The 11,933-nt window shown below is 72.3% G+C and carries 15 protein-coding genes; all 15 read left to right on the plus strand.

Going from position 1 to position 11,933, the window contains the following annotated elements; genetic code table 11:
* The first annotated feature begins 39 nt into the window (after window positions 1-39).
* The 15 genes from DSM112329_RS12030 (at window position 40) to dinB (ending at window position 11,899) form a co-directional block, all read left to right on the plus strand.
* A complete protein-coding gene (locus DSM112329_RS12030) occupies window positions 40-1,266 on the plus strand; it encodes a hypothetical protein (RefSeq protein WP_354702055.1) in 1,227 nt (408 codons plus the stop codon).
* A gap of 169 nt (window positions 1,267-1,435) precedes the next feature.
* Complete coding sequence (locus DSM112329_RS12035; RefSeq protein ID WP_354702056.1) at window positions 1,436-2,203, plus strand: polyphenol oxidase family protein; 768 nt, start codon at window positions 1,436-1,438, stop codon at window positions 2,201-2,203.
* Window positions 2,191-2,832, plus strand: coding sequence for an alanine racemase (locus tag DSM112329_RS12040; protein ID WP_354702057.1), 642 nt, complete (start codon window positions 2,191-2,193; stop codon window positions 2,830-2,832). Before DSM112329_RS12035 ends, DSM112329_RS12040 begins: the two co-directional genes overlap by 13 nt.
* 69 nt (window positions 2,833-2,901) lie before the next feature.
* Entirely contained in the window at window positions 2,902-3,447 is a 546-nt protein-coding gene (gene sepF, locus DSM112329_RS12045; protein WP_354702058.1) for a cell division protein SepF, read from the plus strand.
* A gap of 58 nt (window positions 3,448-3,505) precedes the next feature.
* A complete protein-coding gene (locus DSM112329_RS12050) occupies window positions 3,506-4,246 on the plus strand; it encodes a pyrroline-5-carboxylate reductase (RefSeq protein WP_354702059.1) in 741 nt (246 codons plus the stop codon).
* A gap of 3 nt (window positions 4,247-4,249) precedes the next feature.
* On the plus strand, window positions 4,250-4,564 hold the full coding sequence (locus DSM112329_RS12055; protein ID WP_354702060.1) for a YggT family protein: 315 nt from the start codon (window positions 4,250-4,252) through the stop codon (window positions 4,562-4,564).
* Between the two features lie 7 nt (window positions 4,565-4,571).
* Complete coding sequence (gene lspA / locus DSM112329_RS12060; protein ID WP_354702061.1) at window positions 4,572-5,093, plus strand: signal peptidase II; 522 nt, start codon at window positions 4,572-4,574, stop codon at window positions 5,091-5,093.
* Window positions 5,071-5,979: an RluA family pseudouridine synthase gene (locus DSM112329_RS12065; RefSeq protein WP_354702062.1), complete on the plus strand. Its 909-nt coding sequence runs from the start codon at window positions 5,071-5,073 to the stop codon at window positions 5,977-5,979. The genes lspA and DSM112329_RS12065 overlap by 23 nt, the downstream gene beginning before the upstream one ends.
* A 308-nt stretch (window positions 5,980-6,287) precedes the next feature.
* Complete coding sequence (gene rpsB, locus DSM112329_RS12070; RefSeq protein ID WP_354702063.1) at window positions 6,288-7,253, plus strand: 30S ribosomal protein S2; 966 nt, start codon at window positions 6,288-6,290, stop codon at window positions 7,251-7,253.
* A complete protein-coding gene (gene tsf, locus DSM112329_RS12075) occupies window positions 7,246-7,848 on the plus strand; it encodes a translation elongation factor Ts (protein WP_354702064.1) in 603 nt (200 codons plus the stop codon). Before rpsB ends, tsf begins: the two co-directional genes overlap by 8 nt.
* 21 nt (window positions 7,849-7,869) lie before the next feature.
* Entirely contained in the window at window positions 7,870-8,595 is a 726-nt protein-coding gene (pyrH, locus tag DSM112329_RS12080) for a UMP kinase (protein WP_354702065.1), read from the plus strand.
* Window positions 8,595-9,161, plus strand: a complete 567-nt coding sequence (frr, locus tag DSM112329_RS12085) for a ribosome recycling factor (RefSeq protein ID WP_354702066.1) — start codon at window positions 8,595-8,597, stop codon at window positions 9,159-9,161. Before pyrH ends, frr begins: the two co-directional genes overlap by 1 nt.
* A 72-nt stretch (window positions 9,162-9,233) precedes the next feature.
* On the plus strand, window positions 9,234-9,902 hold the full coding sequence (gene uppS / locus DSM112329_RS12090; RefSeq protein WP_354702067.1) for a polyprenyl diphosphate synthase: 669 nt from the start codon (window positions 9,234-9,236) through the stop codon (window positions 9,900-9,902).
* Window positions 9,903-10,700, plus strand: a complete 798-nt coding sequence (locus DSM112329_RS12095; protein ID WP_354702068.1) for a phosphatidate cytidylyltransferase — start codon at window positions 9,903-9,905, stop codon at window positions 10,698-10,700. It begins immediately after the preceding gene.
* Window positions 10,701-10,825: 125 nt separating this feature from the next.
* Entirely contained in the window at window positions 10,826-11,899 is a 1,074-nt protein-coding gene (gene dinB / locus DSM112329_RS12100; RefSeq protein ID WP_354702069.1) for a DNA polymerase IV, read from the plus strand.
* The last annotated feature ends 34 nt before the right edge of the window (window positions 11,900-11,933 follow it).

An 11,933-nucleotide genomic window follows, 5' to 3' on the forward strand; every position in this document is an offset into this window, starting at 1 on the left:
ATACGGTAGACAGGCCCCCCGTCCCGTGCTGAGCCCCCTGTGCTGACCCCCACCGCCGCCATCGACGTCCTGCGCCGCCTCCCGTCCGGGACCGAGGTGCTGGACGTGGTCGCGCGCACGCCCGGTGCCTGGGTGGTCGGCGGCGCGGTCCGGGACGCGCTGCTGGGCCGCGAGCCGCGCGAACTGGACCTGATGATCGACGGCGACCCGGCGCAGCTGATCGCCGGGCTGGGCGGCAGCGTCGTCGCCCACGAGCGGTTCGGCACCGCGACGGTCACCCTGCCCGGTCGCGGGCCGGACGGTGACCCAGTGACGGTCGACGTGGCCCGCGCCCGCCGGGAGCGCTACGCCGTCCCGGGCGCCCTGCCCGACGTCGAGCCGGCCCCCGCCGCGGAGGATCTGCGACGGCGGGACGTCACGGTCAACGCGATCGCACTGCGTCCTGCCGTGGCCGGCGGGGATGCCCCCGAGCTTCTGGCCGTCGACGGCGCGCTGGACGATCTGCGGGCGGGCGTGCTGCGCGTCCTGCACGACCGCTCGTTCGCCGACGACCCGACGCGCCTGTGGCGGATCGCCCGCTACGCCGCCCGCCTCGGCTTCACGGTTGACCCGCACACGGCCCAGCTAGCGGCCCGCGCCGACCCGCGCAGCGTCAGCGGCGGGCGCCTGGGCAACGAGCTGCGGCTGGCCCTGCGCGAGCCCGACCCGCTCGCGGCGCTGCGCGGCGCCGCGGCGCTCAGCGACGGCCTGCTGGTGGCCGGCCTCGACCTCGAGCCCGCGCAGCTGGAGTCGACGCTCGCGCTGCTGGACGGCATCGCCGACGTGCCGGTCCGGCGCGACCTCGTGACCCTCGCGGCGTGCTGCCGGGGGACCGACGCCGGCGCGTTGGTCGACTGGCTGTCCGCGCTCGGCCTCGGGCCCGGCGAGCTGGACATCGTCGCCGCCGGCTCGCGCGCGTCCACCTACAGCCCGCTCCGGCGGGCGCAGACCCCGTCGCAGATCGCGCGGGCCGCGAGCGGGGCGCCGCTCGAGGTGGTCGCGCTCGCGGGCGGCGACCAGGCTCGTCGGTGGCTTGAGGAGCTGCGGCACGTCCGGCTGCAGATCACCGGGGCGGACCTGCTGGCGGCGGGCGTCCCGCAGGGTCCGGAACTGGGGCGGCGGCTGCAGGCCGCGCTCGACGCCCGCCTGGACGGGCTGATCGACGCGGGCCGTGACGCGGAGCTCGCAGTGGCGCTGGCGGCGGACGTGGCGGCGGTGCGGCCGTGAGCTCGCGTGCGTCTTCAGTGCTCGATGTGTCACCAGGTCCCGATGTGGCGCCTGGGGGCACATCGAGTGAGCGGCGTGGCCGCGTGAGCCCGTGGCCCCGCGACGCTCGATGTGCCACCACGTGCGCCGGTGGCGTGTGGTGGCACATCGAAGCCGACGGGTGGCGCGGATGACCGGTCTGCCGGCGCCGTTCCGCTGGGACGGGCCGCTGCTCGCGGTCGCGCTCGACGGTGCCCAGGCGCGGTTCACCGGCCGGCCCGGCGGCGTCTCGACCGGGCCGTTCGCGTCCCTGGACCTCGCCCGCTACGCACCCGAGAGGGCGGCCGACGTCGCGCGCAACCTGGCCGCGCTGGGCGCGCTGACGGGCTTCCCGCCGGACCGGTGGGCCCAGAGCCACCAGGTCCACGGGACGGTCGTCCACCACACCGCCGCCGGCGACGAGCCCGGAGACCCGCAGCAGGAGGGCGACGGGCAGGTCGTGACCTCCGCCACGGTCGCCGGCGTCGTCCTGACCGCCGACTGCCTGCCGGTCGTCGTCAGCGGCCTGGGCGGCGTCGCGGTCCTGCACGCCGGCTGGCGCGGGCTCGCCGACGGGGTCCTGGAGGCCGGCGTCCGCGTGCTGCGCCGGCACGGCGTTGGCGGAACGCTGCAGGCCGCCATCGGGCCTGGCGCCGGCGGCTGCTGCTACGAGGTGGGGCCCGACGTGCGCGACGCCTTCGCGGCGGACGGCGTCCTGCAGCGGACCGGACCCGGCACCATCGACCTGAAGGCGATCGCCGCCCGCCGCCTCGCGGCGGCCGGGGTCGCCACGATCCACGACTGCGAGCTCTGCACGATGTGCACCACCGACGCCGCGACGGGCGACCGTCGCTTCTTCAGCCACCGCGCCGACGGCGGCGTCACGGGACGACAGGCGGCGATCGCATGGCGGAGCTGATCACCGGCCTCGACGCGGCGACCATCCGCGGGAACCTCGAGCGGATCCGCAGCGAGGTGGGGGACGCCGTCCAGATCCTCGCTGCCATCAAGTACGTCGCGACCGCGGAGCTCGGCGTCCTGGCCGAGGCGGGGGTCACGCTGGTCGGCGAGAACCGCGCCCAGGCGCTGGCGGAGAAGCACGACGCGCACGGGCCCGCCTTCACCTGGGACTTCATCGGGCACCTGCAGTCGCGCAAGGTCAAGGACGTCGTCCCGCTCGCGCGCCTGATCCACTCGGTCGGCTCCGACAGCGCGCTGGCGCAGGTGGGCCGGCACGGCGGGGCGGACACCCGCGTCCTGCTCGAGGTCAACGTCGCCCGCGAGGACGGCAAGAGCGGCGTGGATCCCGACGAGCTGCCGCGCATGCTCGACGACGCCGCCGCGGCGGGCGTGACGGTCGCCGGCCTGATGACGATGCCGCCGCTGGCCGCAGAACCCGAGGGCAACCGTCGGTGGTTCGCGGCGCTCGCCGACCTCGCGCGCACCCATGGGCTCGCCGAGCTGTCGATGGGCACGAGCCAGGACTACCGCGTCGCGGCCGAGGAGGGCGCGACCATCGTGCGCATCGGCTCGTCGCTCTACCGCTGACGGTCCCGTCCGGCGAATCTCCGGAAACGTGCAGGAGAATCGTCGCCGGCGGCTAACCTTGAACGCGGTATGGCCTTTCGCGACACATGGCATCGCGGGCTCGTCTACTTCGGCTTGGCCGAGGACCGCGACCCCGCCTACGACGACGAGCCGGAGTACGAGCCGGAGGCTGCGCTCGCGGAGAGCTACCGCGAGCGTCCCAACGTTCGCCGGCTCAGCACCACGCGCCGGCGCGGCGACGACTTCGACGACATCTTCGCGGACGACAGCGCCCGCACCACGCGCCTGCGCTCGGTCGACGGCGGTCGTGCGGCCGCCGGCACCCGGACGGGCAGCGACGTGCGGGTGCACCTCGTCATCCCCAAGTCCTTCAACGACGCCCAGCAGGTCGCCGACAAGTTCAAGGACTCGATCCCGGTCGTCCTGAACCTGCAGGGCACCGACAACGACCTGGCCAAGCGCCTGATCGACTTCGCCTCGGGCCTCACGTACGCCCTCGACGGCGGCATGCAGCGGATCGCCGACAAGGTGTTCATGCTCACGCCCCGCAACGTCGAGATCAGCGCCGAGGAGCGGGCCGAGCTCATCGAGAAGGGCTTCTTCAACCAATCGTGACCGTCGCCCGCCCCACCCGTGGGGCGGTGTGAAGGTGTCTGTCCGTACGATGGTCGGAATGCAGATCGGCCTCATCGGATCGGGGAACATGGCGCGGGCCATGGTGCGGGGCTGGGGTGAGCCCGTGCTCTGCACCGACTTCCTCCCGGAGCGCGCCCACGCCCTGGCCGCCGAGGTCGGGGGTGAGGCCGTCGCGTCGAATGCCGCGCTGGCCGAGCGCGCCGACCTGGTGATCCTCTGCCACAAACCGCCGCAGCTGCGGGACGTGGCGCTCGAGGTGGCGCCGCACGCGAAGGCCGTCGCGTCGATCCTGGGCGGTGTCCCGCTCGCCGACCTCCAAGCGGCCTATCCCGACGCCGCGGTGCACCGCTTCCTGCCGTCCACCCCGGTCGAGGTCCGTCAAGGCGTCGTGATCCACGCGCTCGGCGGGAGCGAGGACGACGCCGTCCTGCAGCTCTTCGCCCGGCTCGGCACGCTCGTCTCGCTGCCCGAGGGCCAGGTCGACGTCGCCATGGGGCTCATGAGCAACGCACCCGCGTACTGGGCGCTGCTCGCCGAGGCCCAGATCGACGCCGGCATCCGCCGCGGCATCCCGGCCGACCAGGCGGCCGCCCTCGTCGTGCAGACGATGGCCGGGACCGCCGCCCTGCTGCAGGAGCGCGACTTCGACACGCTGGCGGTGCGGCGCGAGGTCACCTCACCCGGCGGATCCACGGCTCGCGGCCTGGACGCCCTCGAGCGCGGAGGCGTGCGCAGCGCCTTCAGCGACGCCATCGACGCCGTCCTCGGAGGCCGCTGACCCATGACCCTCTCCTCGCTCGTCCTGGCCTTCGGCCGCGGTGACGTCGCCGACTACGTCAAGGCGGTGCTGCTGGTCTACACGCTGCTCGTCATCGCGTTCATCCTGCAGTCGCTGTACTTCGGCTTCGGTGGCCGCATGCCGTACTCGCGGTGGTCGGGCGCGATCATCGGCTTCCTCAACGAGACGGTCGGACCGTTCCTGGCCTTCTTCCGGCGGTTCATCCCGCAGCTCGGTCCGCTGGACCTGAGCCCGATGGTCGGCATCTTCTCCCTGCAGATCGTCGGCGGCATCGTCGTCGCGATCATCCGGGGCTGACCCCGACGTGGCCGATCGGTCCCCGAAGGCCCGGATGTGGCTCCGCACCGCCGTGGTGCTGGCGATCGTCCTCGTCGTCGACCAGGTGACGAAGGCGCTCGTGCGCGGCGGCGTCGATCGCGGGTCGGAGGACTCGGTCCTCCCCGGGGTCACGCTCGTGCACACGAAGAACCGCGGCGTGGCGTTCAGCGCCCTCGAGGGCAGGACCGGGATCATCAGCGTCGTCATCGCGGTCGCCGTGATCGCGCTGCTGGTCTACGTGGCGCGCAACGCGCTGACCCCCGGGATCTGGGTGCCGGCCGGCCTGCTGACGGGCGGGGCCTTCGGCAACATCATCGACCGGGCCGCGTTCGGCGAGGTCACCGACTTCATCAAGCTTCCCGCCTGGCCCGCCTTCAACGTCGCCGACATGGCGATCACGTTCGGGGTGGTCGCCCTGTTGTACGTCCTGGAGAAAGACCCCACGCCGGACGCCGCGCGCGGCACGTCGTCCCCGGGGGTGTCCGATGCGGTTGACAGCCGGTCCTGAGCACGCGGGCGAGCGCCTGGACGCCGTGCTGGCCGAGCCGCTCGGCTCGCGGACCCGCGCGGCCCGGCTGATCGCGGCCGGCTCGGTCACGGTCGGCGGGCGGACGGTGGCCAAGCGGCACATCGTCACCGCCGGGGAGGAGATCGCCGTCGAGGACGCGGCCATCGAGGCCGAGAAGCCACCGAGCCTGGACGACGTCATCGACCCCGACGCGCCGGTCGCGGAGTACACGGTCGCCTACGAGGACGAGCACCTGCTGGTCGTCGACAAGCCGGCCGGCGTCGTCGTGCACCCGGCGCGCGGTCACTGGCAGGGGACGCTCGCGCAGGCGCTGAGCGGGACCGCCGCCGGTGGCGAGGACGAGTGGCGCGCGGGCATCGTCCACCGCCTGGACAAGGACACGAGCGGCCTGCTCGTCGTCGCGAAGTCCGACGCGGTGCACGCGCAGCTGAAGACGGCGCTGCAGGCGCGCGACATCACCCGCGAGTACCTGGCGCTCGTCGAGGGGCGGCCGACGGCCCGCAGCGGCACCATCGACGCCCCGATCGGGCGCGACCGGCACGCCCGCACGCGGCACTCGATCGACACCGACCAGCCCCGCGACGCCCGCACACACTTCACCATCGAGCAGGTCCTCCCGCGCTACACGCTGCTGCGGGTCACGCTGGAGACGGGCCGCACGCACCAGATCCGCGTGCACCTGCAGGCGATCAAGCTGCCGATCGCGGGCGACCCCGAGTACGGCCGCGAGGGGCTGCTCGGCCTGGAGCGCCAGTTCCTGCACGCCACGACCCTCGCGTTCACCCACCCGGTGACGGGCGCCGCGGTGCAGTGCGTCTCGCCGCTGCCGGACGACCTGGTCGCAGCGCTCGCGGCCGCGGCCTGACGCCGCTCGTCCGGCGGTGGCCCGCCGACTCGGGACGGCTCCCGCGGGTGAGAGCCGCCCCGACCGGACGTCGACGCGGGCCCGATCACCTGACGTAGGGGAACGGCGAAGCAAGGCCCGCTGATCCTCCTAACGACGGTGCATCGCGGAACTTGCGTACACTCGTGAGGTCGTTTTCCCGATGTTCCCTACCCGCCCGGATCACCGGTCGCGGAGCTGCCCCACCACCGTCCCGACGACGGCCAGGCGGGGTCCGCGTCCTCCTGGGCGGCACCAGTACCCATAAGCCCAAGAAGAAGGAGCAGCACATGGCGACTCAGGTCGGCATCAAGGAGCTGCTGGAATCCGGAGTGCACTTCGGACACCAGACGCGCCGCTGGAACCCCAAGATGCGCCGGTTCATCCACGGTGAGCGTGGCGGCATCTACATCATCGACCTGCTCAAGGCCCAGGCTCTCCTGGCCCAGGCGCAGGAGTTCGCGCTGCAGACCGCGCACCGCGGCGGCACGATCCTCTTCGTCGGCACGAAGAAGCAGGCTCGTGACGGCATCAAGGAGATGGCGGAGGCCTGCGGGCAGCCGTACATCAACCACCGCTGGCTCGGCGGCCTGCTGACGAACTTCCAGACGATCCAGAACCGGATCAAGCGCCTGCACGACCTCGAGCGGTGGGAAGAGGCCGGTCAGCTCGCGCTGCTGCCGACGCGTGAGCGCATGGCGGCCCAGGCCGACCTCGCGAAGCTCCGCAACAACCTCGGCGGCGTCAAGAACATGACCCGTCCGCCGGACGCGATCTTCATCATCGACCTGAAGACCGAGCTCATCGGCGTGCAGGAGGCCAAGCGCCTGCGCATCCCGATCATCGGCCTCGTCGACACGAACTGCGATCCGGACGGGATCGACTACATCATCCCGGGCAACGACGACGCCATCCGTGCGTGCAACGTGATCACGAAGGCGATCGCGGACTGCGTCGCCGAGGGTCGCGGCGCGTTCGTCCAGGCCGAGCAGGAGCGTCAGGCCCGCGACGCCGCCGTCGCCGCGCAGCGCGCCGCCGACGAGCAGGCCCGCCGTGCCGCCGAGGAGGCCGCCAAGGCCGCCGCCGAGGCCGAGGCGAAGGCCGCCGCCGACGCTGCCGCCGCGGCTGCTGCCGTCCCGCCCGCCGACGCCGCGCCCGCCGCAGCGCCGGCCGCCGCCGAGGCACCCGCCCCGACCACCGAGGCCGCCGCGGAGCCCGCCCCGGCCGCCGCCCCCACGGAGACGACGAATGGCTGACATCACCGCCGCCATGGTCAAGGACCTGCGCCAGAAGACGGGCGCGGGCATGATGGACTGCAAGAACGCGCTGGCCGAGGTCGACGGCGACCTCGACAAGGCCGTCGAGCTGCTGCGCGTCAAGCTCGGCAAGAAGGTCGGCAAGCTCGCCGACCGCGAGGCCGCGGAGGGGACCGTCCAGTCCTACATCCACGCCAACGGCAAGGTCGGCGTGCTCGTCGAGCTCAACTGCAACACGGACTTCGTGGCGCGCAACGACGACTTCGTCGGGTTCGCCCGCGAGATCGCGATGCACGTCGCCGCGTCCCCGACGACGAAGTACGTCTCCTCGGACGACATCCCGCAGGAGGACAAGGACCGCGAGTCGCGCGTCTTCGAGCAGCAGGTCGCCGACAAGCCGGAGAACATCCGGCCGAAGATCGTCGAGGGCATGCTGAAGAAGTGGTACTCCGAGGTCGCGCTGCTCGAGCAGAAGCACGTCAACGAGGACAAGCACGAGTCGAAGACGATCGACCAGCTCCGTAAGGACATGTCGGGCAAGACCGGCGAGAACGTCGTCATCAAGCGCTTCAGCCGCTTCGCGGTGGGCGAGTAGCCAAGGAGCCGTTGCCCTCGCATGTCTGACTCAGATACCGCGTTCGGGCGCATCCTCCTGAAGCTGTCGGGGGAGTCCCTCATGGGCTCCCTCGACTACGGCACGGATCCCGCGCGGGTCCGTGCCGTGTCGAAAGCGATCAAGGGCGTCGTCGACCGCGGCGTCGAGGTCGCGATCGTCGTCGGCGGCGGCAACATCTACCGCGGCATGAAGGGCGCCGCGGCCGGGATGGACCGCGCGACCGCGGATTACATGGGCATGCTCGCGACCGTGCTCAACGCGCTGCCGCTGCAGGACGGGCTGGAGACGCTCGGCACGAAGACCCGCGTGATGAGCGCCCTCACGATCCACGAGGTCGCCGAGCCGTACATCCGCCGTCGCGCGATCCGCCACCTCGAGAAGGGCCGTGTCGTCATCTTCGCCGCCGGCACCGGCAACCCGTTCTTCACGACCGACACCGCGGCCGCGCTGCGCTCGGTCGAGATCCACGCCGAGGCGATCCTGATGGCCAAGAACGGGGTCGAGGGCGTCTATGACGACGACCCGCGGACGAACCCCGAGGCCATGCTGCTGGACCGCATCACGCACATGGACGCACTGCAGCAGGGCCTGAAGGTCATGGACTCCACGGCGCTCAGCCTCTGCATGGACAACAACGTCCCCATCCACGTCTTCAACATGGACGACGAGCGCAACATCGACCGGATAGTGTCGGGCGAGCGAGTGGGAACCCTGGTGAGCAGCTGATGAGCGAGATGACCGACGAGCTCCTGGTGGACGCAGGGGACCAGATGGGCAAGCGCGTGGAGGCCACGCTCGGCCTCTTCGGCACCGTCCGGACCGGGCGCGCCAGCCCGCAGATCCTCGATCGCGTCTCCGTCGACTACTACGGCGCGCAGACCCCGCTGAAGCAGCTGGCGACGATCAACGCCCCCGAAGCGCGCCTCCTCACCGTGCAGCCGTTCGACGCCGGGTCGATCACCGCGATCGAGCGCGCGATCTCCCTGGCGCAGCTCGGCCTGAACCCGTCCAACGACGGCAAGATCATCCGCCTGTCCGTCCCGGAGCTCAACGAGGAGCGCCGGCGCGAGATGGTGAAGATGGTCCGCGGGATCGCCGAGGACGGGCGTGTCGCCGTGCGCAACGTGCGCCGCGACACCATGAAGGACTTCAAGGAGCTGAAGGACGAGGGCGAGATCGGCGAGGACGACGAGCGTCGCGCCGAGGGCGAGCTGCAGAAGCTGACCGATCAGCGGATCGCGGAGCTCGACAGCGCGCTGAAGGTCAAGGAAGCCGAGATCCTCGAGGTCTAGTGGCATCTTCGCGCAGGGCGCTCAGATGCCACTGCGAGTTCGCCCAGGGGGCGAACGTCGCGAGGCGCCCAGATGTCTGAAGGCCCGAAGTACGTCGCCATCATCACCGACGGCAACGGCCGCTGGGCCCAGGCCCGCGGCGTGCCGGTGGTGGACGGCCACCAGGCCGGGGCGGACACCGTCAAGGCGCGGCTGAAGGACGCCGTCCGCCACGGGATCAAGGAGCTGACCGTCTACTCGTTCTCCACCGAGAACTGGTCGCGCAGCGCCGAGGAGGTCACCGCGCTGATGCGCATGTTCTCCCAGCGGCTCATGACCGAGACGCCCGAGCTCCACGCCGAGGGCGTGCGGATGCGCTTCATCGGCCGGCGCGACCGCGTGGCGTCCGCCCTGCTCGAGCAGATGGAGGCGGCCGAGGCGACGACCGCCGCGAACACCCGCATCACCCTTTTCATCGCCTTCGACTACGGCGGCCGGCAGGAGATCCTGGACGCGGCCGAGCGGTACACCGGCGGCGGGGAGGAGGCGTTCGGGCAGCTGCTCTACGCCCCGGAGATGCACGAGCCCGACCTGCTCATCCGGACGTCCGGCGAGCAGCGCGTGAGCAACTACCTGCTGTGGCAGGCGGCCTACAGCGAGCTGGTCTTCGCGCCCGAGCTGTGGCCCGACTTCGACAGCGCCGCCTTCGAGCGCTGCCTGGACGAGTACAGCACGCGGCAGCGCCGGTTCGGGGGCCGCTGAATGGACGCCGAGACCCGCGTCGACCTCGTCGCGCGCATCAAGGTCGCTGTGCCCGCGGCGATGCTGGCGCTATTCCTCGTCATCGCCGGCGGCGGGATCTTCGCGGCCGGCATGCTCGTGCTCGGCGCGATCATGCTGCACGAGCTGTTCCTCATGTTCGAGGGGGCGAACCCGTCCCGCCTCGGCGGCCTGATCGGGCTCATCGGCCTGATCGTGGCGGCGCAGCTCGGCGACCAGGGCGACGTCCTCATGGCGATGATGGCGTCGTTCCCGGTCGTCTTCGTCCTGATCCTCGTGCAGCCGCGAGGCGGCGCGCCGGGCATCTCGGTGACGATGCTCGCGATCGCCTGGATCGGGCTCGCGCTGGCGCACGCCGTCCTTCTCCGCCGCCTGCCTCACGGCGAGGCGATCCTCATCGACATCCTCGTCGGCACCTTCCTCGGGGACACCGGCGCGTACCTCGGCGGCCGCGCGATCGGGCGCACGAAGCTCGCGCCGCGGATCTCCCCGAACAAGACGGTCGAGGGCCTCGGGTGCGGGTTCATCGTCGCCGTGGTCGCCGTCTGGAGCGCCGGGCTCTACCAGGACTGGATGTCCGGGACGGACGCCCTGATCCTGGGCGTGGCGGTCGCGATCATGGCTCCGCTCGGCGACCTCTTCGAGAGCTATCTCAAGCGGGACGCGGGGACGAAGGACACCGGCAAGATCTTCGGGGCGCACGGTGGTGCGCTGGATCGGCTTGACGCGGTGATGTTCACGGTGGTGACGGGCTTTTACGTCTGGCTCGCGTTGCTCTGAGGGCGGGCGGCGTCCGCCGGATCCGCTGACAGCTATTGCCCACAATGGGGGGTAGGACCTGTCAGCGGGCGTTCCGGCAGCCGCCACGACGAGGGAACGACCGCGCTCGATGCGAACATACGTTCGTGATCTGGGCGCGGACGATCCTGCACGCCGACCTCGACGCGTTCTTCGCGTCCGTCGAGCAGCGGGACGACCCGCGGCTGCAGGGCAGACCGGTCATCGTCGGCGGCGGCGTCGTGCTGGCCGCCAGCTATGAGGCGCGGGCTCACGGGGTCCGGTCGGCGATGGGCGGTCGGCGGGCGCAGCAGCTTTGCCCGCAGGCGATCGTCGTCCCGCCGCGGTTCGAGGCGTACGTGGCCGCGAGCCGGGAGGTCTTCACGATCCTCGACGCGCTCGCCGGCCGCGTCGAGCACGCGTCGATCGACGAGGGCTACATCGAGCCCGGGGGTGAGCCGCTCACGACGGACGGGGTGCGGGAGTTCGCGTCCGGGCTGCGGCGGGCCGTCCGCGACCGCGCGGGCCTGCCGATCAGCATCGGCGCGGCTCCGTCGAAGGTCGTCGCCAAGATCGCGAGCGCGATGGCCAAGCCGGACGGGCTGCTGGTCGTCGAGCCGGACGGCGTGCTGGACTTCCTGCACCCGCTGGAGGTCGACCGGATACCCGGGGTCGGCCCCGCGACCGGCGAGCGGCTGAACGCGCACGGCCTCGTGACGGTCGGCGACCTCGCCGCGGCCGGCGAGGCAGCACTGGTCGAGGTGCTCGGCAAGGCGGGCGGCCGGCGGCTGCACGCGATCGCGCACGGCCGCGAGACGACGCGGCTGCAGACGACGCGGCGCCGGCGGTCCTACGGCGCGCAGCGCGCGCTCGGGCGGCGCCGGCTGACGGACGAGGAGCTGCAGGAGGCGCTCGACGGGCTCGTCGAGCGGGTGGCCAACCGGATGGCCGCGCGCGGGGCCAGGGGGCGGACCGTGGTCCTGCGCCTGCGCTACGCCGACTTCGAGCGCGGCACGCGGTCCTACACGCTGCCACGCGCGACCGGGGACGCCCGCGCGCTCGGCCGGGTCGCGGCGACGCTGCTCAGGGACGCCGCGCGCACGATCGAGCAGCGCGGCGTGACCCTGGTCGGCGTCACCATCAGCGGCATCGAGCGGGACGACGACGGGCAGCTGGTCCTTCCGCTCGATCCGGCGGCGTGAGCGGACCTCCCGCCGGGCCTCCCGGCCCTCGGCC

Source organism: Paraconexibacter sp. AEG42_29, assembly GCF_040581415.1.
In the GTDB taxonomy this organism is placed as follows: Bacteria; Actinomycetota; Thermoleophilia; order Solirubrobacterales; family Solirubrobacteraceae; genus Paraconexibacter.